Source organism: Xanthomonas protegens, assembly GCF_038442435.1.
Classification (GTDB): domain Bacteria; phylum Pseudomonadota; class Gammaproteobacteria; order Xanthomonadales; family Xanthomonadaceae; genus Xanthomonas_A; species Xanthomonas_A sontii.
In genome coordinates, this window is the sequence record NZ_JAQJCQ010000006.1 from 241,370 (window position 1) to 263,124 (window position 21,755).

The 21,755-nt window shown below is 64.2% G+C and carries 13 protein-coding genes and 2 tRNA genes; 6 read left to right on the forward strand and 9 right to left on the reverse strand.

From position 1 onward, the window contains the following. Positions 1 to 15 precede the first annotated feature (15 nt). Positions 16 to 92, forward strand: a tRNA-Arg gene (locus tag PIQ37_RS09585). Positions 93 to 262: 170 nt separating this feature from the next. Beyond that, positions 263 to 339: transfer RNA gene (locus PIQ37_RS09590), tRNA-Arg, on the forward strand. A 231-nt stretch (positions 340 to 570) separates the two neighbouring features. Here the strand turns inward: PIQ37_RS09590 and PIQ37_RS09595 are convergent. From PIQ37_RS09595 to PIQ37_RS09605, 3 genes are all read right to left on the reverse strand, one after another. Then, positions 571 to 1,365: an SDR family NAD(P)-dependent oxidoreductase gene (locus PIQ37_RS09595; protein ID WP_342073299.1), complete on the reverse strand. Its 795-nt coding sequence runs from the start codon at positions 1,363 to 1,365 to the stop codon at positions 571 to 573. Positions 1,366 to 1,746: 381 nt separating this feature from the next. Next, a complete protein-coding gene (locus PIQ37_RS09600; protein WP_342073277.1) occupies positions 1,747 to 2,736 on the reverse strand; it encodes a DedA family protein/thiosulfate sulfurtransferase GlpE in 990 nt (329 codons plus the stop codon). A gap of 142 nt (positions 2,737 to 2,878) precedes the next feature. Next, positions 2,879 to 3,814 carry a LysR substrate-binding domain-containing protein gene (locus PIQ37_RS09605; RefSeq protein ID WP_342073278.1) on the reverse strand — a complete coding sequence of 312 codons (936 nt, stop codon included), beginning with the start codon at positions 3,812 to 3,814 and terminating at the stop codon, positions 2,879 to 2,881. A gap of 149 nt (positions 3,815 to 3,963) precedes the next feature. Between PIQ37_RS09605 and PIQ37_RS09610 the strand changes: the two genes are divergently transcribed. The 4 genes from PIQ37_RS09610 to PIQ37_RS09625 all read left to right on the forward strand — a co-directional run bounded on the left by PIQ37_RS09610 (position 3,964) and on the right by PIQ37_RS09625 (position 8,391). Continuing rightward, complete coding sequence (locus PIQ37_RS09610; RefSeq protein ID WP_342073279.1) at positions 3,964 to 4,665, forward strand: pirin family protein; 702 nt, start codon at positions 3,964 to 3,966, stop codon at positions 4,663 to 4,665. Between the two features lie 231 nt (positions 4,666 to 4,896). Further along, positions 4,897 to 7,032 carry a glycogen debranching protein GlgX gene (glgX, locus tag PIQ37_RS09615; protein WP_342073280.1) on the forward strand — a complete coding sequence of 712 codons (2,136 nt, stop codon included), beginning with the start codon at positions 4,897 to 4,899 and terminating at the stop codon, positions 7,030 to 7,032. A 341-nt stretch (positions 7,033 to 7,373) separates the two neighbouring features. Then, entirely contained in the window at positions 7,374 to 7,925 is a 552-nt protein-coding gene (locus tag PIQ37_RS09620; protein ID WP_342073300.1) for a CPBP family intramembrane glutamic endopeptidase, read from the forward strand. Between the two features lie 295 nt (positions 7,926 to 8,220). Continuing rightward, positions 8,221 to 8,391: a CsbD family protein gene (locus tag PIQ37_RS09625; protein WP_342073281.1), complete on the forward strand. Its 171-nt coding sequence runs from the start codon at positions 8,221 to 8,223 to the stop codon at positions 8,389 to 8,391. Between the two features lie 119 nt (positions 8,392 to 8,510). Here the strand turns inward: PIQ37_RS09625 and PIQ37_RS09630 are convergent, their stop codons facing one another. The 6 genes from PIQ37_RS09630 to PIQ37_RS09655 form a co-directional block, all read right to left on the reverse strand. Continuing rightward, positions 8,511 to 9,350: a 4'-phosphopantetheinyl transferase family protein gene (locus tag PIQ37_RS09630; protein ID WP_342073301.1), complete on the reverse strand. Its 840-nt coding sequence runs from the start codon at positions 9,348 to 9,350 to the stop codon at positions 8,511 to 8,513. Between the two features lie 31 nt (positions 9,351 to 9,381). Then, positions 9,382 to 12,435 carry an efflux RND transporter permease subunit gene (locus tag PIQ37_RS09635; protein ID WP_342073282.1) on the reverse strand — a complete coding sequence of 1,018 codons (3,054 nt, stop codon included), beginning with the start codon at positions 12,433 to 12,435 and terminating at the stop codon, positions 9,382 to 9,384. A gap of 73 nt (positions 12,436 to 12,508) precedes the next feature. Continuing rightward, positions 12,509 to 13,564 carry an efflux RND transporter periplasmic adaptor subunit gene (locus PIQ37_RS09640; protein ID WP_342073283.1) on the reverse strand — a complete coding sequence of 352 codons (1,056 nt, stop codon included), beginning with the start codon at positions 13,562 to 13,564 and terminating at the stop codon, positions 12,509 to 12,511. After that, positions 13,561 to 13,836 carry a hypothetical protein gene (locus tag PIQ37_RS09645; RefSeq protein ID WP_342073284.1) on the reverse strand — a complete coding sequence of 92 codons (276 nt, stop codon included), beginning with the start codon at positions 13,834 to 13,836 and terminating at the stop codon, positions 13,561 to 13,563. Before PIQ37_RS09645 ends, PIQ37_RS09640 begins: the two co-directional genes overlap by 4 nt. Positions 13,837 to 14,041: 205 nt before the next feature. After that, positions 14,042 to 15,109, reverse strand: coding sequence for an ABC transporter permease (locus tag PIQ37_RS09650; RefSeq protein WP_342073285.1), 1,068 nt, complete (start codon positions 15,107 to 15,109; stop codon positions 14,042 to 14,044). Next, positions 15,106 to 21,738 carry an amino acid adenylation domain-containing protein gene (locus tag PIQ37_RS09655; RefSeq protein ID WP_342073286.1) on the reverse strand — a complete coding sequence of 2,211 codons (6,633 nt, stop codon included), beginning with the start codon at positions 21,736 to 21,738 and terminating at the stop codon, positions 15,106 to 15,108. The genes PIQ37_RS09650 and PIQ37_RS09655 overlap by 4 nt, the downstream gene beginning before the upstream one ends. Between the last annotated feature and the right edge of the window lie 17 nt (positions 21,739 to 21,755).

A 21,755-nucleotide genomic window follows, 5' to 3' on the forward strand; every position in this document is an offset into this window, starting at 1 on the left:
TCCGCTCCTGACGACGCGCCCGTAGCTCAGTTGGATAGAGTACCTGGCTACGAACCAGGCGGTCGGGAGTTCGAATCTCTCCGGGCGCACCAGTCAGATGAAAAACGACAAGCCACCGCTTGTCGTTTTTTTTTGCCCTGCCGCCGCAATGCGATCGCATCGAGACCGCGCCGAGAGCGCACTCGTTCGCGATTCGTCATGGAGACGACACGCAGGTGTAGACGAATCGCCGCAACTCGTGAATAATCCCGCGCCTGACAACGCGCCCGTAGCTCAGTTGGATAGAGTACCTGGCTACGAACCAGGCGGTCGGGAGTTCGAATCTCTCCGGGCGCACCAGTCAGATCAAAAACGACAAGCTAGCGCTTGTCGTTTTTTTTGCCTGCGTGATTCCGGTTGCACGACGCGCGCAACGACGAGTGACGCATGCGCACACGGAAAGGTGCCGATCACGGCACCGCCTCGCGCATCGGCACTTCAACTCCAGGCCGGCGATCCGCCAGACATTACGAGGCGGCGGCACGCACCGCCTCGGCCTCGCGTGCGCGAATGCAGAGGCCCCTGCCCGGCTCAGGCGATGGTGTCCACCACGCCGCCATCGACGCGCAGCGCCGCACCGGTGGTCGCGGACGCCTGTGGCGAGGCGACGTAGACGCAGAGATTGGCAACTTCTTCCACCGTCGCGGCGCGGCGGATGATCGAGCTGGCGCGATGCGCCTTGACGAAGTCGGCGGCGACCTCGTCCAGCGACTTGCCGGACTGTTGCACCTGGTCGGACAACATGGCGGCGACGCCTTCCGTCAGCGTCGGCCCGGGCAGGATGGCATTCACGGTGACGCCGGTGCCGGCCATGCGCTTGGCCAGCCCGCGCGACAGGGCGAGATCGGCGGTCTTGGTCACGCCGTAGTGAATCATCTCGACCGGGATGTTGAGCCCGGACTCCGACGAGACGAAGAGCACGCGCCCCCACCCCTTGTCCGCCATCGCCGGCAGATACGCACGGGAAAGCCGCACGCCGGACAGCACGTTCACCGCCAGGAAGCGCTCCCATTCCGCATCGGGCGTCTCGAAGAAGTCCTGCATGCCGAAGATGCCGGCGTTGTTGACCAGGATGTCGACGGCGGGAAGCGCCGCGACGATCGCCTCGCAGCCGGCCGCGGTCGCCACGTCGCCCACCACGGCACGCACGCGGGCAGTGGCGACGTCGCGCTTGAGGGCAGCCACCGCGGCCTCGGTGCGGGCCTGGTCGCGACCGTTGAGCGCGACCTCGGCGCCCGCCGCGGCCAGGCCCTTGGCGATGCCGAAACCGATGCCGGCAGTGGAGCCGGTGACGAGGGCGGTTTTACCGGATAGATCGATGTGCATGGCTGTCTCCAAGGATGAGGGTGAGTATGAGGAGTCGCTTCGGCGCACGCCCTGCGAGGTCGTCGCCGCAAACACGCGCTGGCCGCGCCGGTCGCTCTGTCGATTCGTTGTGTCGATTCATCATCTGCGCATCCAACCGCAAGGCAAGGAACGGCAAGTGAACGTCGCGACGTGAAGCTCGCCCATTGCAGCGGGTCGCCGCATCAGCGAAGCGCAGGCGGCACAGGCAACAGGATCAAGCGCATGACCGCACAACTTGCCTCGCCGTGCACAGCCGCCCACGCGCCCGCGGACAACGCACCGCCTGCATCAGGCGGGACGCACGCACGGCCTGTGCGTCGCAGGCACCATCGGCACGCATGATGCCTTCGCCGCACCGACTCACGCCGCGATCGTCTTGCCCGTCGGTGCCAGTACCACTGCAGCCGCAGCGTCCAGCACGACCACCGGATGGCCCGCCGCACGCCATGCATCCAGGCCACCGCGCAGCGGCAGCACGTCCTCGAAATCATGCTGGCGCAGGCGCTTGGCCAGCACCGCGGCCGACACTTCGTTGGGGCAGGCGCAGTAGATGACGATCCTGCGGTCGCGCGGCAAGCGTGCGACGAGCGCATCGACCTGGCGATCGTCCACTTCCAGCGCACCGGGGATGGCATACGGCTCCAGGGTGCGGTAGCCCGGCGCACGAATGTCCAGCAACAGCGGCGGCGTCTCGCCCTGCAGCAGCGCATGCAGCTCGTCGACCTCGATGCGCCGAGTCTCCATCGCCTTGCGCAGCGACTGCCGGCGCCAGGCGCGGTAGCCGACGTACAGCGCCAGCAGGCCGACCAGCAACAGCGCCGCGCGCCTGCCGAGCAAACTCAGCCAATCCAGCAAGTCCTGCACCTGGTCGGCGAAGCACAGGCCCAGCAATAACCCGCCGCCGGCCCACAGCGTCGCGCCCAGCGCGTCGTAGCGCAGGAAGGCCACCGGCCGCACGCGCATTGCGCCGGCCATCGGCACCGACACCATCGACAGGCCGGGCACGAACTTGGCCACCGCCAGCACGCGCACGCCCCAGCGCGCATAGAAGCGCTCGGTGCGCTTCATGCAGGTGTCGCGCGACAGCGACAGCCGGCACAGCGACTGCAGGGTGCGGTTGCCGTAGCGGCGGCCGGCGCCGAACCACAGCAGGTCGCCGAGCAGGCTGGCCACGATCGACACCGCCAATGCGCCCAGCAACGCACCCCACATCGCTGCCCCGTCGAGCAGCGCATAGGTCGCCCCGACCAGGATCAGCGTGGGCAGTGCTGGCACCGGCAGGCCCAGCGACAAGGCCAGGACGTTGACGAACACCAGCCCCAGTCCATAGCGCGCAATCAGGTCCTGCATGGCTTGCCGGGCGGAGAGAGAAGAGGATGCCGCGCATTATCCTCCCGTCACCCGCGGCGCGCGCGGGCGCCACGGCATCACCGGCGGAACAGACTCATCCATCGCCGCCGTGCAGCACGCGTCGCCGGTGTCCCGACGCGCCTCACACGCCCTCGTCCAGCCGCGTCGCCATCTGCGCCAGCCATGCCGCGAACACGCCCGGCTGGCGCATGCGCGCGCGCCACCAGGCCAGCGCCGCGCCCTCCTCGCCGCTGCGCCAGGCCAGTTGGAACACCTCGTCCGGCTTCGGCTCCTCCACCGTCTTGCGCACCAGCGTGCCGCGCGCCAGCGCCGCGCGCGCATAGGGCTCAGGCAGGAAACCGAAGCCGAGCCCGGCCAGTTGCAGCCGGTACTTGCTGCGCATGTCCGGCACGGTCAGCGCGTCCTGGCCGAATAGCAGGCCGACCGTGCGCGGCAGCAGGCGCCGTGCCGAGTCCGCCACCGCGATCGCGCGATGCGCGCTCAGCTGGCTGCGGCTGAGCGGTTCCGGCGCCTGCGCCAGCGGGTGACTGGGCGCGACCGCGAACACGAACGGCAGCGTGCCGAGCGGCTCGGCCACGTAGCCGCCGCCGCTGGGCCCTTCGCCGGCGGCACCGACCAGCAGATCCACCCGCCGGTCCAGCAGCGCCTCCCAGGTGCCGGACAACGATTCCTGCACCACCCGCAGCCGGGTCTGGTCGGCGACTGCATAGAACGCCGCCATGTCCTGCGCCAGGCATTCCGGCGCGAACACCGCATCCAGGCCCAGCGCGAATTCGGTCTCCCAGCCCGAGGCCACTCGGCGCACGCGCAGTTCCAGGTCGCCAGCGGCGCGCAGCAGGTGACGGCCTTCGCGCAACAGTTCGGCCCCCGCGGCGGTCGGCACCGCTTTCGGCCCGATCCGCTCGAACAGTTGCACGCCCAGGTCCTCCTCGAGCTTGGCGACCGTGTAGGAGATGGTCGACGGCACCTTGTGCAAGGCCTTGCCGGCGGCCGAGAACGAGCCGCGACGGTCGATGGCGTCGAGGATCTGCAGGGCATCGAGGCTGAGTTTGAGCATTCGAATTTTTCGATGATGGATACCGAATCTATCCGTTTTTCAAACCCGGCGACAGCACGGATACTTGTTTCCAAGCCGGAGCACACGCGAAATCATGCATACCGGCGCTTTCGATCCACTTGCACATCAACGCCACCAAGGAGCCTCCCATGCTGCAGATCCGCCCCGCCAACACCCGTGGCCGCGCCGAACACGGCTGGCTGTCCTCGCGCCACACCTTCTCCTTCGGCCATTACCACGATCCGCGCCACATGGGCTTCGGGCCGCTGCGGGTGATCAACGAAGACCGCGTGCAGCCGGGCCAGGGCTTCGGCACCCACGCCCACCGCGACATGGAGATCCTGTCCTACGTGGTCGAGGGCGCGCTGGAGCACAAGGACAGCATGGGCAACGGTTCGGTGCTGCGCTACGGCGACGTGCAACGCATGAGCGCCGGCTCCGGCGTCACCCACAGCGAGTTCAACCACTCCGCCAGTGAGCCGGTGCACTTCCTGCAGATCTGGGTGATGCCCGAGCGTGCCGGGATCGATCCCGGCTACGAGGAGAAGCACTTCGCCCCGGACAGCAAGCGCGGCCAACTGCGCCTGATCGCGGCCCCCCAGGGCGAGGACGGTGCGGTGCGCATCCATCAGGACGCGCGCATCTACGCCTCGATCCTCGACGGCGACGCGCGCCTGGACTACCCGCTGGCGGCCGGGCGCGGCGCCTACGTGCAGGTGGTGCGCGGCACGCTGAGCGTCAACGGCCAGACCCTGCAGGCCGGCGACGCGATCCAGGCGGTCGACGAGGCGAGCCTGCAGTTCGCCGACGCCCAGGACAGCGAGTTCCTGCTGTTCGATCTGCCGCGCTGAGCAGGTCAGGCCAGGTCGCGCCCGCGCCCACTGGACCGGGCCGCGACGGCCTCGCGAAATCCGCCCACGCAGCGGCGCCATGGGGCGTCGCTGCGTGGGTCGCTGCATCCGCTGCATTCCACCACATCCTCACGCCATCCTCGGCACCCCGTAACGCGTCCTGCACGGCCTCCGCGTCAATGCTTCCGCTCTCCCTCCCCTACTGCCGGCGTGCCGGCCGAGAGCCTGCCGATGCGCCACCCGACCAGCGCCGCCTATGCCACCCCCTCGCGCATCCGCGAAGGGCGACCCTTCCCCCGCGGCGCCGTGTTCGACGGCCAGGGCACCAACTTCGCGCTGTTCTCGGCGCATGCCACGCGCGTGGAGCTGTGCCTGTTCGACGAGGCCGGCACCGAGACGCGCCTGGACCTGCCCGAATACACCAACGAAATCTGGCACGGCTATCTGCCCGACGTGAAGCCCGGCCAGCGCTACGGCTATCGCGTGCACGGCCCCTATGAACCCAGCGAAGGCCACCGCTTCAATCCCAACAAGCTGCTGCTCGACCCGTACGCGCGCGAACTCGAGGGCGACCTGATCTGGGCCGACGAACTGTACGGCTACACGGTCGGCCATCCGGACGGCGACCTCAGTTTCGACGAGCGCGACAGCGCGCCGTTCATGCCCAAGTGCGTGGTGGTCGAGGACACCTACGACTGGGAGGACGACCAGCGCCTGATGACGCCTTGGAGCGAGACCCTGGTCTACGAGACCCACGTGCGCGGCTACACCATGCGCCACCCGCAGGTGCCGGACGAGCTGCGCGGCACCTGCGCCGGGCTGGCCCAGGAGCCGGTGCTGCGCTACATCAAGGAACTGGGCGTCAGCGCGGTGGAACTGCTGCCGGTCCACGCCTACCTGGACGATCAGCACCTGCTCGACAAGGACCTGCGCAACTACTGGGGCTACAACACGCTCGGGTTCTTCGCGATCAAGTCGCGCTACCTGGCCAGCGGCCACCGCGACGAGTTCCGCGACATGGTCAAGGCCTTGCATCGCCAGGGCCTGGAGGTGATCCTCGACGTGGTCTACAACCACACCGCCGAAGGCAGCGAGCTGGGCCCCACCCTCTCCTTCCGCGGCATCGACAACGCCAGCTACTACCGGTTGGCCGAAGACAAGCGCTACTACATCAACGATACCGGCACCGGCAACACGCTCAACCTGAGCAACTCGCGGGTGATCCAGTTCGTCAACGACTCGCTACGCTACTGGGCCGGCGAGATGCACGTGGACGGCTTCCGCTTCGATCTGGCCACCATCCTCGGTCGCGAGCCCACCGGCTTCGACCAGCGCGGCGGTTTCCTCGACGCCTGCAACCAGGATCCGCTGCTGTCGCAGGTCAAGCTCATCGCCGAACCCTGGGACTGCGGCCCAGGCGGCTATCAGGTCGGCCACTTCCCGCCGGGCTGGTCGGAATGGAACGACAAGTTCCGTGACAACGCCCGCGCGTTCTGGAAGGGCGACGAGGGCAAGCTCGCCGAATTCGCCACGCGCTTCACCGGCTCGGCCGACCTGTTCGATCGCCGCGGGCGCCGGCCGTGGGCCTCGGTGAACTTCATCACCGCGCACGACGGCTTCACCCTGCACGACCTGGTCAGCTACAACGAAAAGCACAACGCAGCCAACGGCGAGGACAACCGCGACGGCTCCGACCACGACAGTTCCTGCAACTACGGCGCCGAAGGCGAGACCGATGACGCCGGCATCCTGCAGCTGCGCGAGCGGCAGATGAAGAATCTGCTGGCCACGCTGCTGCTCTCGCAGGGCACGCCGATGCTGCTGGCCGGCGACGAGCGCGCGCAGACCCAGGGCGGCAACAACAACACCTACTGCCAGGACAACGAGATCACCTGGATCGACTGGGAGCGCGACCCGACTGAGGGCCGCCTGACCGAGTTCGTCAAGGCGGTCACTGCCCTGCGCCGACGCTATCGCATCCTGACCCGCGGCCGCTTCCTCAACGGCCAGTACAACGAAGATGCCGGCGTGCGCGACCTGACCTGGCTCAACCCCGGCGGCACGGAGATGGACGAGGCGCACTGGACCGACGCCGGCGCGCGTTCGGTCGGCCTGCTGCTGGAAGGCAAGGCGCAAACGTCCGGCGTCAAGGAACTGGCCAACGACGACACCTTGCTGATCGTCATCAACGCCTACCACGAGGGCGTCAGCTTCGTGCTGCCGTCTTCGGAAGAGCAACTGCACTGGAAGTTGGTGCTGTCCACCGACGACGCGTTGCAGGTCGACAGCATGCCGGCCGGCGCCAGCGAGTTCCTGGCACCGCCGCGCAGCATCAGCGTGTTCGAGTGTCAGACGACGGGCGCATAGTCGCCACTCGCCCTTCGTATTGCACGCGGACTGAAGCGTCCGCGCCTGCATTGTGTCGCCAGCGCTTATCGCTGGCGACGCGCGGAATGTTTGCATCCGCAGGTTCTCCAAGACGCGCCGCATTGCATTGGTCTACATGGCCTTTGGCACAGTGCGCGATGGCGAAGGCTCGCTAGGCTGAGTGCCCGCTTCCCTCCAGGCCAGGCATGCAGCACTCCGCGCAAGGCGACATCCACGCCACGTCCAGCACCTCCTTCATGCGCCACCCGCTGCTGCGTATTGCGCTGAGCGCCGCGGTCCTCGCGCTGGCGTCCTATGCGTGGCTCCCGTTTCCGTGGCGCATGCCAGTGGTCGGCCTGCTCGGTCTTTGCCTGGTCTGGATCGAGACACGTTCCTCCAAGGCCTGCGGCGTCGCACGCCCTCGCCTGGTGTCCGTGATCGGCTGGACAGCGTTACTGGTGTTGTTGACTGTCGGCTTCATCACACCGGTGCTGCAGCCGCTGATCGACACCATCACCGGACACAAGACCGACTACAGCGCCTACGGCGCACTGAAGGGCAACGTCGACGCCACCCTTCATCTGATCGGCGCAGCATGGCTGAGCGCGGCGCTTGGCGAAGAACTGGTGTTCCGCGCCTTCCTCATGCATCAACTCGATGCTCTGCTGGGTCGCCTGCGCGGCGGCCGCTGGATCGCCGCGCTGGCCGGTGGCGTGGTGTTCGGCCTGATGCACGCCGCACAGGGCACCTCCGGCATCCTGCTGACCGGTGTGGTCGGCATGCTGTTCGGGTATGCCTATCTGCGTTCCAGGCGCAATCTGTGGGCCATGATCCTCGCGCACGGCCTGATCGACACCTGGGGCGTGACCACCCTGTATCTGGGCTGGTACTGAGCGCGCAGCGCGGTCGAGCGCCGCCACTCGGCGACCCATGCCGACCACGCCGTCGCCGCCAGCAGACAGATGAAAGGACATGTCGCCGTGCTCGTGTCCCCGCGACAGAAGCACCGAGCACGATAGCCCGAACAGGGCACCGTAACGCGCGCGATCGCCGCTGCAGGCTTCGGCATACAACCCGTCCGCTACCTAAATGGTGGAGCGCACGCCCGCTCAATTTCACCTGCGCGCCACCGGCCTGCGCGCAGTTTGGCGATGCCCACTTGAGGGCATCCCTACTGCGGAGTCAACGATGGACAAGAATCGCACCGAAGGCGCCAAGAACCAGATCAAGGGCACCATCAAGGAAGTCGCCGGCAAGGTCACCGGCAACAAGATGAAGGAAGTCGAAGGCAAGATGCAGAAGAACGCCGGCAAGGTACAGAGTGAAGTGGGTAAAGCGCGCGATCACTCGCGCGGCTGAGTTTCAGGCCTTTATGCTCCTCTGCCTGTGTGGCCGGGGAGCTTCTGGAAGCGGCCTATCCTTGCCCGCCGAGCTGATTGCATCGACTCACTCGGCACCGCATCAGCATCCAGAAATTCTCAAGATGTCCTGAAAAATTCCAAATCCACTTCTTCGCTCAAACTAAATGGCCTCCATTCGCGAGTGAGAATCCTTGGAATCACTGCACGATCGACATCGGCACAAAGCGCCAATAAATGATGCTGTGCAGGTCTACATTGCCAGAATCGCCATCGATGCGGATCATGATCCAAACCTGGATCAGCCACCAAGCGTACAGATCGCTCCGTCGCCACATCAAAGCCGAAACGCTCGAGCGGAATCGCCATTCCTAAACTTCTGGCCTTTGCGTAAGCTTCTTTTAACGTCCAATACTCGAAAAATCGCTCCTGTCGCAGATGCACCGGAAGACGCATAAGCTCCGTCATTTCCTCCGGAGTGAAACTACTTCTTGCCGCTTCTAATGAAATACGACGCAATGCCACATGCTCGACATCCACACCTACGGCACGCTTCAAGGTAATGGCAATTACGATCAAACCGCGCGTATGCGAGATGTTGAACGACAGCGCACACGCATCGACGCCATGGCCATCAGAGATACCAGGACGCCCAAAGCGCCCTTTCTGGAATCTCCATTCTTCTGGGGCCACCTCCGCATATTCGGATAACACTGTACGCACCATACCTCGCGTGACAAGGTAGCGCTTACGGTCATCTTCAAGCAAAAATCGCACCTGCCTCTTGCGTTCGTCGGCATCGAGCAATGGCAGGATTTCCGCAAGCGAACCTTCGTCGATGCCATCGTAGAACGCGAGCCAAATATCGATATCATGCTCACCGAGCTTTACTGAAGGCACGCACATGCAGTCTCTTTTCTCAGTATCCTGTTGTGAAACAGCATCACGAACATCGATCATCGCGCTCACTTCACGACAACACCTTACAAAATCAAGCCCTATTCGGAACGGCTTTTTGCGCCGCAGACCCGAATTTACGAGCCAGCCAGAGCTCGACATCATGAACGAAGCTAAATAAAAGCGGGACCAGAATCAAACTTAGAATCGTGGAGGAAATCAGACCTCCAATTACTGCGATCGCCATGGGCGCTCGAAATGCGGAATCCAAAGATACGCCGAATGCCAACGGCAGCATGCCCGCAGTCATCGCTACCGAGGTCATTACGATTGGGCGAGCGCGTGCGCGACAAGCGAGCATGATGGCGTCGAATCTGGACATGCCTTCACGTAGGTTTTCCAACATCGCATCCACAAGGAGGATCGAATTTTTATCAGCGATGCCCATCAGCATCAGCATTCCCAGCAGAGCGGGTAGACTCAACTCCATGCCCGTCGCGAAAAGCAGCAGGAATGCTCCGCCAATCGACAGTGGCAAGGCCATCATTCGAGCCAATGGCTGCAACCAGTCGCGATACAGTAGAACCTGAATCGCATAGACCAAGAACAGACCAGTGCCCAGGGCTTTCAGAAAGCTCACCATCAATTCGTTTACAAACTCAGCATCGCCAGTATTGAGCACACGCACGCCGGGGGGCAAATGCTTGATCGATGGCAAGGCATTGATAGCCGTCATGGCGGTGCCTAGAGCAATGCCGTTAAGATTGGCCTGCAGATCGATGCGGCGCTCCCTGTCATAACGTTCGATGGTCGCCGGCCCCTTGGCAAATCGCAAAGTGGCTACAGACGCCAACGGTACACTTCCACCTGAGGCTGTAGGTAGCTTGAGATTCTCCAATACGCCAAGATCCGTCCCGTATTCGCGTGGCAGGCGAACCCGCACCGGAATCTCGCGGCTCATGTAATTGAACTTGGACAATCGAGGAATATCGTCTCCGATCGTCGACGTACTGATAGCCTCACCGACTTGCTGTGCGGTAACACCAAACTCGGCCGCCTTGAGCGGATCCATCTGCACTACGATTTCCGGCTGTTCCTGACCGACACTGGTGTCGACGCCAATCAAGCCGGGAATCTTCTGCATGTCGCGCTTGACTGTATCCGCTGCGCGAGTGAGCGCACGATCATCATCGCTCACGAGGGCGATGGAGACGTCTTTTCGACCTGACAGGCTATCGAAGTTGACCCGCATGTCGGGCAACTTGGCGATCTCCGGGTAGACGCGCGCAGTAAATTCGCGCTCACTGATATCACGCTTTTCCGGAGGAAACAGCTTGACGTAGATCCGCGACTTGTTCACCGCGCCATCGGCGCCACCGGAAAGCGTGAGCACATACTCGACCTCCGCGTGCTTGCTCACCACAGCGGCCACTTGCTGCGCCGCCTGATCTGTCTGCTCTATGGTGCTGCCGCGGGGAACTTCCAGTGTGATACTGGAGACGGAATAGTCATCGTACGGCATGAAGCCCAGCGGCAACAAAGGCAAGAGTCCGAACGACATCACGACACCGATCAGCGCCATCACCAACGTCTTGATGCGGTGCTTGAGCGTCCATCGGACGATCGCAAGATATCGGATCATCAAGGGACCATCCTGCGGATGATCCGTCTTTGGAACGTTCATCAGTCGCGACGCCAGCATCGGCGTCAACAAGCGCGCTACCACCAGCGAAAAGAACGCGGCGACCGCGACCGTCAGGCCAAACTGGCGGAAGTACAGACCCGGCAAGCCATCCATGAAGCTGACAGGAATGAACACTACGCAGATCACCAAGGTCGTCGCGATCACCGACAATCCGATCTCTTCGGAGGCTTCGATCGCTGCGAGCATGACCGACTTTCCGGACCGCATATGCCGATCGATATTCTCGACCTCGACGATCGCATCATCTACAAGCACACCGGTGACCAGTGTGATCGCCAGCAAGCTGACCATGTTCAGGCTAAAGTCCAGCCACTGCATGACCAAAAATGTGGGAATGATCGACAACGGGATCGTAAGCGCCGCAATCAGTGTCGCGCGCCGATTGCGCAGGAACCAGAACACCACAAGCACGGTCAGGATGGCGCCTTCAAGGAAGTTGAACATCGTTGCGCGATATCCAATCTCAACGAAATCGATATCCGAAAACGCTACCCGGAACTTCACTGCATGCGTTTTCGACAACGCATCCAGACGCTCGCGCACCGCCTTGGCGACCGAAACCTCGCTGACAGTGGGATCCTTGTAGACCATGAAGGTCACCGCAGGGCGGCCATCAACCTTGGTGATGTTGCGCACTTCCGATGGGCCGTAGGAAACGACACCGATGTCCGACAACTTTAGCTTGCGTCCGCCAGGCACCGGGATGCGGGTTCCCGCCAGGGCGTCAAGACTGTCGGCGCGGCCGATCGTGCGCAACGCATACTCGGTCGCGCCCAGGGTCAAGCGTCCGCCCGGTGAGTTGGCATTGCTGGCCAGAAGTTGCTGGCTGACATCGGCGGCGCTGATTCCGAGTGATGCCAGGGTCGCCGGGTCCAGCACGATGGAGATCTCCTGATCGCTGCCGCCACTACGGTCCACACGCGACACGCCCCTGACCGTGAGCAGTTCGCGAGCGACCGTCTGGTCGACGAACCGGCTCAAATCCTGCATCGGCATTTCCGGCGCTTCGGCGATGTAGATGCCTACCGGCCGACCAGTATCGCTGGCGCGGCGCACAATCGGTTCGCGCACCGTCGCTGGCAGGTTCTGCCGGATCGCGGCCACGGCGTTACGTACATCGTTGGTCGCGCGATCGACTCCGATATCAAGATTGAACTCGATCTGCGTCGTTGACAGACCTTCCGTCACTGTCGACACGATCCGCTTGATCCCCGGGATCGACGCCACGGCATCCTCGACCCTTTGTGTCGTTTCTGTTTCCAGCTCGGTGGGCGTTGCCCCTGGCTGCTGAATCAGCACGTCGACTACTGGCGTGACCACATTCGGCATTGCGGTGATCGGCAACTGGATGAAGGCGACGATGCCGGCCAACGTGAGCATGACAAACAATAGGATCGGCGGGACCGGATTGCGGATCGCCCAGGTGGAGAAGCCGAAGTTCATCTCGAGAGGTCTCTATCCAATGAGGAGTGCAGCATGTGAAGCGTTGTGGCACCTGGACGATCTATGCACCCACTCACCGACTTGCGTCGGCGACCAGCACTTTGTCCCTCTCGCGTAGGAACGGGCCAGCCTTGGCCACAATGCGTGTACCTGCGAGTGATCCCGAGACCATCACTTGGTCGACCGTCTGCAAAGTCGGCGTGATCGGCAAGCGGCTTACAAAGCCCTTTTCGTCAACACGCCAGACATAGCTACCTAACGAATCCTGCTGCAGCGCCGTACGCGGAACCGTCCAGCCCTCTACCTGCGCCAGATCGATGCGGGCCTGTGCGAAGGTACCGACCGGAACGGCATCTCGCGCATGCAGACGGATCCGCACCTCGCTCGAGCGGGTAGTGCTATCCACGTTCGGAGTAATAAGCCGGATATCGCCCGGAGTGGCCTCGGCGCGACCGGCCAGCTTGATGCTTGCATTCATGCCAGCCCTGAGACGTCCGACAACTGCTTCAGGCACACTGGCGTCCATTTCCATCTCACCGTCCTTCGCAATTTCGAACAAAGGAACGCTATCGCTGGTCAGAGTGCCGATCTCGGCGGCACGACGATAGACGAATCCCGCTGCCGGAGCGACGACGCTTGTGCGACTCACACTCAGTCGTGCATTGTCATAGCGCGCGCGCGCGCCCTCAAAATCCGCCTGCTTTTGTTTGAAAGACTCCACGCTGACAAGCTGCTGCGGCAGCAACAGGCGCATGCGCTCATAGTCACCCTGCGCACGCTCGAAGTCCGAGCGCAGCTCGTTACTGGAGATTCCCATCCCCTTACCGTCGAGTACTGCCAATACCTGCCCAGCCTTAACGTAGTCGCCAACCTCGGCTTCCACGCGCTGCACCTGTAGGCCAGACAGTTGCGGGATCACTGGCACGTTCTCGCGACTGCGTATGCTACCGACCACGGACACCGACTCGGCTAACGCCTGTCGTTGTGGCTCGATCACGCTGACCATCAACGGTGGCGTGATTTGATTGGTGGTGACGGCGGACTTCGCAGGCCGACCACTGAACAAAAGACCCAACGCCAAACCAGTGCCCAGCAAGGTTGCGGCGGAGATCATGGGACGCATATTCATGACGAGACCATTTCGGTGTTTAGACGGGAGAAGCGTGCCGGCGACGGATTCACATTGAGCCGCAACGGAAATTCAGCCTGCATCGGCGAGTTGACCGCCGCCTGCTGGTCCATCACCACTTCGGCAGGTTGTGGCAGCGATGGCGGAACTAAAAGAATCTGGGGGGGGAAATTTTCGAGCCCGTGGTGCATTGCTACTCGCCGACGTAAACAGATGGCGTTCAAGCCAACCTCAACACCGACAAGGAGAATATCAATCGAGATGCGCACCATTTGCACCCAACTGATGGCACACATGGATGAGGGTGGGAAACTGCTTTGCGATGCGGCAATTGGCGGAACCGACGCCGATATTGGACCGCGAAGCCTCGAGCCCACCATGACCCACGCACAATCCGGCCGATCAGGAACATGCCGAGGAGATGGTGCGCGCCCCGCACGGCGACGCCTATGCGCATCCGCCCCACGGATGCGGCGATCACCATCGAAATCTCCAGCGCGCCAGCAAGAGGATCGCCACCATCCAGGCCGACATTGTGATCAGGGACGGGTACAGCTGCGAGACATCGTGCAAACCGACCCCGCCGAACATGAGCTCGCGAAGGATCGAGGTGAATGGCGCCAGCGGAGAATGTTCGGCGATCGGCTGCAACCAAGACGGGAACAGCTTGATCGAGAAGAACGCGCCGCCGAGCAGCAGCATCGGCACCTGGATGAAACTCACGATGCCGCTGAACGCCATCACCGAACGGCTGAACAGGAAGACGATCAGGCCGATGCCGAGATAGGTCACCGCGCCCATGGTCACCGCCAGCAACAGCAACGGATAGTTGATGTCGGCCGACACGCCGAGGCCGAACACCGAGACGGCGAGCATGCCAGCGACCACGCTGTAGGCGACCAGGACGCGAGAGAGAAACAGCCCGGCGAAGAACGGCGTTGGCGACACGTCGATGGCTTTGAGATTCTTGAACAACCCCGCGCTCTCCTCGCCGATCAGCACCGAGCCGAAGCCGCTCAAGCCGATCACTAGCATCGTCATCCCGATCAGGCCCGGCAGTAGGATGGCCAGATAAGAGGAACGCCGGCTCACTTGCACGTTCTGCAGGCGGACGTTGGCCGCCGACGGGGCGGAAGCACTGGCTTTCAGGATCGACGCCAGCGCGATCGCCGAGATGCGGTTCTCTTCCAGCGAATTGCTCTCGATCGTCAAGTCCGCCGGCCCGCCCTCGAACGGCCCGGAGGCGCTCAGCAAGTGCTGGATCTCGTTGTTCTTGAGCGCCGTCTCGGCCTGCGCACGTTCGCCCACGAAGGGCACGACGTGGACCAGGTCTTGCTTGCCGAGCGCATCGACCAGGGGCTTGCCGGCCGGCGCGATCTCCGTTTCCAGGTAGGAAACCTTGATCCTGTGATTGCCGGACAACTCCAAGGGATAGCCGATACCCAGCAGCAGCACCACCGGGAAGATGTAGCAGAACACCAGCGCCACCTTGTCGTAGCGCAGCTGGCGCATGCGCAGCTTGAAGAACACCCAAACCGTTCTCATGACTTCAATTCCTTCCCTGTCTTGTTCAAGAACACGTCTTCCAGATTCAAGCGATCCACCTGGATGCCGGCCACCGCGACGCCGCGCGCTTCGGTGATGTAGAGGATCTGGCGGATCGCGGCGGTCACGTCGTCGGTCGGGATGCGCAGCGAATCGGTGAATGCGTCCCAGGTCGCGGCGAAGTTCGGCGCCATGGCCAGAGCGATCTCTTCGCCGGGCGCACCGATGCCGAGCTTGACCGCGACCTGCTGAGTCGCGTTCAACTGCGCCACCAAGGACCTGGGATCGCCGTGGTCGACGATGATTCCTTTATTCATGATCATGATCTCGTCGCACAGGCGTTCGGCCTCTTCCATGTAATGCGTGGTCAGCACGATGGTGCGGGTGCGTTCGTGCTTGAGTTCTTCGATGAACTCCCACAGGTGGCGGCGGCTATGCGGATCGAGGGCAGCGCTGGGCTCGTCGAGAAACAGGATATCCGGATCGCCAAGCAGCGCGATCGCGATCGACAGGCGCTGCTTCTGCCCGCCGGACAGATCGTCGACCTTGAACTTCATCTTGTCGGCCAGATCCAGACGATCGAGCAAGCGCGCCGTCGTGTCGAGCCTGCGCTTGCCGCTCGCCGCGGCACGGTACTGCGAATAAAACGCCAGCAACTCCTCGACAGTCAGGAACTGGAAGTAGTTGCTGCTCTGCAACTGCACGCCGAGCCGCGGCTGGATCTTGCGGATCTGCGTGGCCACGTCCATGCCGAGCATGGTGATCCGGCCGGAGGTGATCGGAACGATGCCTTCGATCATGCCCAGGAGCGAGGTCTTGCCGGCACCATTGGGGCCAAGGATCCCGAAGCAAGCCCCCTTGGGCACGCTGAAGTTCAGGCCCTTGACCACCTCGACATCGCCATAGCGCTTGTACAGGTCCTGCACGACGATGGCCGGTTCCGCGGCTGCGACCGACGGCGCCACCACCGCCAGGATCGGTGCCGCCGCCGGAGCAGGCGCGGGTGCCGGAACGGAGCCGGCGATGGCGCCTCCATCGCGAATGGCTGCTCCTGCCGACGCGATCAGCGCGTTTACTTCTTCGACCATGGCACTGCTTCCTCTGAAAACGAATATCGCGTCGAGTCTTGAGGTGCCGGCATAGGTATCGAACACGACACCTTGCACGGATTCGATTTTGGCGCGCAGCGCCTGGAAGTCGACATGCGAGTGGTCGAGCCCTTCGCCGGCGGCTCGTTGGAAGTTGAAGGCGACTTCGCCCTGGGCCGAGGCCAGCGTCGCCACAGCGCGTGCGTCGCCGGAGCGAGACCAGTCGAGGAAACGAACGCCTTGGCGATGCAGCAGGTCGGCGCGCGTGATCGCATCCTCGAGCGCACTTTCCGGACCGACCACGACCGGGATCTTGTCGAGGAACAGACCGAACTGGCCGACGAAGCTCCTGTTCGCCAACTGTCTGCCGTGATGGGTCATCGCCATCGCGAAGCGATCCAGCCCGGTGACCGCCGTGACTAGGGTCCGGAAAAGATCGAAGGCGCGCTTGGCTGAGCCATCGGAGGATGCCGCCGGCATTTGGATCAGCACCATGCGTGCCGGCTGGTCCGCATTCGCCGCGAGTGCGTCGGCCGTGGCGCGCGTGACCTGTGCCATGCCTGCGTTATCCAGTTCGATCGCCAGACGGTCGAGCAAGGATGGATCGTGCTCTTGCGCGCATACCGCGACGAAATCGCGATAGCGGCCTTGGGTCGGCTCTCCGCCCTCAACCAGAATGCGGCGCATCCCGTCGGCGATGGCTTCGAATGAACGGCCGTCGCTGATCAGGTGATCGTTCACCATCAGCAACAAGTGGTCGGTGTCGCTGCGCGATACCAACACGGCGACATGGCATAGGCGGGATGTGGCCTGCGCTCGGTGCAGCGCGGCGACGATCGCCGACCAGGCCGCGTCGGCGTCACTGGATGGCAGCTGGCGCAGGTCGACCCACGGCACGTCGTCGGCGCGGAATGCCGCCGGGTCCAGCACGTCCCAGCACAATGCCCCCATGTCGGCTGCCGCACGCAGCATGTCCTGGCTGCGCACCAGCACGGCGAACGCATTGCGCAACTCGTCTGCCGACCACCAGCCGTTGACTGGCACGACGTGCTGGGACACGCGATCGTGCCATTCGATGCCCGACTTCTGCACTTCGCTGAAGGAATACTGCTCGACGACGCCCGCCGCGCGGACGGCGCGCTCGCTTTTCGCGAGCGAGGCTTCCAGGCCGACGAGAAGCGCCCGTTGATCGAATTGAGCGGCGCTTGCCGATAGCGGTTCCTCGCCGATCACGATGCGGCTCGGATTCCCCGCGCCCGGCCAGGCGCTGAACTTCTTCAATGCGGCAATGTCGGACGGCGTGGCCGGCGACAGGCGCAGGATCCGACGTTCGCCGATGGCTTCGGCGCGGTAGCGCCAGCCGCGGCGATCCAGCCATGCTTCCATCGTCGGGGCGGCGTCGGCCTTATCGCTATCGACCTCGATCGCGGCCGCGATGGCCTGCACCGTGCCGAGCCGGTAGATGTCGGCCAGCTTCAGTTCGATGCCAAGCGCCGCGAGCTTGTCGATGACCATCAGCACCATCAGCGAGTGCCCGCCGAGCTCGAAGAAATCGTCGTAACGACCGACATCCTCGACGTGCAACAACTCGGCCCAGACCGTCGCCAGCGCGGTTTCCACGCGTCCTTGCGGGGCCTCGTACTGCCGCCGCGCATAAGCGGCATCATCCGGTGCCGGCAAGGCCTTGCGATCGAGCTTGCCGTTGGGGGTGAGCGGCAGCGACGGCAGCACCACGAACGCCGCCGGGACCATGTAATCGGGCAACTGCGCCAGCAGCTGCGTGCGCAAATCGGCAATCGACGAGGTCGTCCCGGACTTCTGCGTCACGTAGGCGACCAGCCGCTTCTCGCCCGATGCGTCTTCGCGCGCCACGACCGCCGCCGCATGCACACCGGTGCATGCCGTCAGCCTGGCCTCGATCTCGCCCAGTTCGATGCGGAAGCCGCGGATCTTCACCTGGAAGTCGTTGCGGCCCAGGTATTCAAGTTCTCCGCCGGCGGTCCAGCGTGCGAGATCGCCGGTCTTGTACATGCGCGCATCGGCGTGCGCCGCGAACGGATCGCGCAGGAAACGCTCGGCGGTCAGTTCCGCACGATCCAGATAGCCACGCGCGACCTGAACGCCGCCGAGGAACATCTCTCCTGGCACGCCGACCGGCGACGGCTCGCCGTAGGCGTCGAGCACATACACCGGCGTGTTGAGGATCGGCTTGCCAATGACCGGACCGCCCAGCGACTCGCGGATGCTGCCGATGGTCGCGTCGACCGTACATTCGGTCGGGCCGTACATATTGTGGAAGTGAATCGTCGCAGACGCCTTCAGGCGCTCCCACATGCGCCGGCCCACCGGCTCGCCGCCCAGATAGATGCTGGTCGGACGATGCCCGCCGGCTTCGACCAGGCCGGCCGACAGCAACATCTCCAACTGCGACGGCGTGCTGTCCATTGCCGCGATCTGGTAGCGTTCGAAGAAGTCCAGCATGGCCGGGCCGTTGGCGCGGATCGCCTGCGGCACCAGCACCACGCAGTGGCCCGACAGCAACTGCAGAATGCCCTTGAGCGACATATCGAAGGAAAACGCCGCGTTCAAGGCAACTCGCGAATTGGGCGCCAGCTCGCGATGGGTGGTTTGGCGCATCGCCCGCCAGAAATTGACCGGCGAGCGATGTTCGACCATCACCCCCTTGGGCTGACCGGTCGAACCGGAGGTGTAGATCACGTAGGCCAAGTGGCGCGAGGTCAGACCCGCGATGGTCGGATCGTGCGCGTCCACGGCATCCAGGCTGCCGTCATTCAGCACCAGCACCGGCGCTTGTGCAGCCTGCAGCGATGGCAGGCGCGCGTACACCTGCGTTTGCGTCAACAACGCCTTGGGCCGGCTGTCCTCGAGCATGTAGGCCAGCCGATCCGCCGGATAACTCGGATCCAACGGCACGTAGGCCGCGCCGGCTTTGAGAATGCCCAGCAGACCCGCGATCATCGATACGCTGCGCTCGACACAGATCGCCACCCGGTCATCAGGCTGCAGCCCCAGGCCGATCAGGCGATGCGCCACTTGGTTGGCGCGACGGTTCAGCTCGGCGTAGCTGAGCGTGACATCTTCGCAGATCAGCGCCTGCGCATCCGGCGTGCGCCGTGCCTGCGCTTCGAACAACGCGTGTACGGTCGACTCCGGGTGGATCTCGTTGGCCGCATTCCATTCATGCAGCAGGCGCATGCGCTCGGCTTCGTCGAGCAACGGCAGGCGCGCCACGGCCACCGGCTCATCCTGCGCCATGCCGGCCAGCAGACGCCGCCAGTAGCCCGCAAAGCGGGTCACGGTCGCTTCATCGAATAGCGCAGTCATATAGGTCAGCGCACCGACGATGCCGCCGTCGCGTTCGGCCAGATCCAGGGCCAGGTCGAACCGGGCCTTGCTGGTCTGCTGGGGCAGACCTGCGGTCGCAATGCCAGGGATCGACAGGCCCGCTTGGTCCTGGTTCTGCCACGCCAGCATGACCTGGAAGATCGGTGTGTGCGCCGTGCTGCGTACCGGCCTGGTCACTTCGACCACGTGGTCGAACGGCAGGTCCTGGTGCGCCTGCGCATCGAGCACCTGCCGGCGCGTACGCGCCAGCAACTCGGCCACCGTCGGCGCGTCACCCAAGTCGATCCGCAGCGCCAGCGTGTTGACGAAGAAGCCGATCAACGGTTCGATCTCGGCCCGGTTGCGGCCGGCCATCGGGCTGCCGACCACCACCTCCTCCTGCCCGGACAGGCGGCTCAGCAGCGCCGCCCAGCCCGCCAGCAGGGTCATGTAGAGGGTCACCCCGTGGCGCTGGCTCAGCGCTTTCAGCTGCGCGGTGAGCGTCGCATCCAGATCGATTGCGAGTGCCGCGCCTGCGAAATCCTGATGCGCCGGACGTGGGCGATCGGTCGGCAATTCGATCAAGATCGGTGCGCCGGCGAGGGTTTCGCGCCAGTACGCGGCCTGTCGCTCCAATTGGCCATCGGCCAGCCACTGCCGTTGCCATTGCGCATAGTCGATGTACTGGATCGGCAAAGGCGGCAAGGGATCGGCCGCGTGGTCCAGCTCGGCGGTATACAGCTGACTGAGTTCACTGAGCATCACTCCGATCGACCAACCGTCGGAGACGATGTGATGCATCACGACATACAGCGCGTAGTCCTCGTCCTCCAGTTGCAGCAGCAACACTCGCAGGGGCAGATCGGCGCTCAGGTCGAAGGGCTCCGCATACAGCGCTTCGCCTCGTATGGCGCGCAAGGCGTCGCGATCGTGTTCGCCGCGCAGGTCCTCGAAGCGCAGCCGCAGCGTCGCGTCCGCATCGACCGTCTGCATGGGCTGGCCGTCGATCAGCACGAAGCGCGTGCGCAATGATTCATGGCGCGCGACGACGCGCTGCAGGGAACGCTCCAGTGCCGACACGTCCAGGCGGCCGGTCAGACGCAAGGCTCCGGCCGAGTGGTAGGCGGCGCTTGCGCCATCGATCTGGGTCAGGAACCACAGGCGCTGCTGCGCGAGCGACAGCGGCATGTGCAGGCGGCGCTCGGCCACGCCGATCGCGCTCAGTTGCGCGGCGTCCCCGCTCGCCAGGCGCTGCGCCAGCTGCGACAGCACCGGTGCTTCGAACACCCAACGCAGCGGCAACTCCACGCCCAGGCTCTGGCGCACGCGCGAACTCAGCTGCACCGCCAGCAACGAGTGCCCACCCAGTTCGAAGAAGCCGTCGTGGCGGCCGACCTGCTCGACCTTCAGCAACTGGCTCCACAGCTGCGCCAGGCGCTGCTCGATCTCGCCCTGCGGCGCCTCGTACGCGCGCCGCGCATAGGCGCTATCGTCCGGCGCCGGCAGCGCCTTGCGGTCGAGCTTGCCGTGCGCGGTCAGCGGCCAGGCCCGCAGCTGCACGAACGCCGCCGGCACCATGTACTCGGGCAACTGGCTGGCCAGCCGTTCGCGCAACGCACCGGCGTCCAGCGCCTCCTCCGGGACCTCGCCCCTCAGGCAATACGCCACCAGCCGCGGCTCGCCGCCCTCCCCGCGCGCGACCACCACCGCCTCACGTACGCCAGGGCATTCGAGCAGCTTGGCTTCGATCTCGCCCAGTTCGATGCGGAAACCGCGGATCTTCACCTGGAAATCGTTGCGACCGGCAAACTCCAGGCTGCCGTCCGACGCCCAACGGCCGAGGTCGCCGGTGCGGTACATGCGTGCGCCCGGCTCGCTGCAGAATGGATCGGCGACATAGCGCTCCCCGGTCAGCGCGTCGCGGTTCAGATAGCCCGGCGTGACACCGTCGCCGCCGATCCACAACTCCCCGGTCACCCCGACCGGAACCGGCTGGCGGTGCGCGTCCAGCACGTACACCCGGGTATTGGCGATCGGACGACCGATGCTGATGCGCGCTTCCTCCGCGCGCAGCGCCGTCGTTGTCGACAGGATCGTCGTCTCGGTCGGGCCGTAGCCGTTGACGTACGCGCCGCGACCGGCCCAACGCCGCACCAGCTCCGGCGTCGGTGCCGAACCGGCGGTCAGCAGCTTCATGCCGGCCGGTGCCAGCG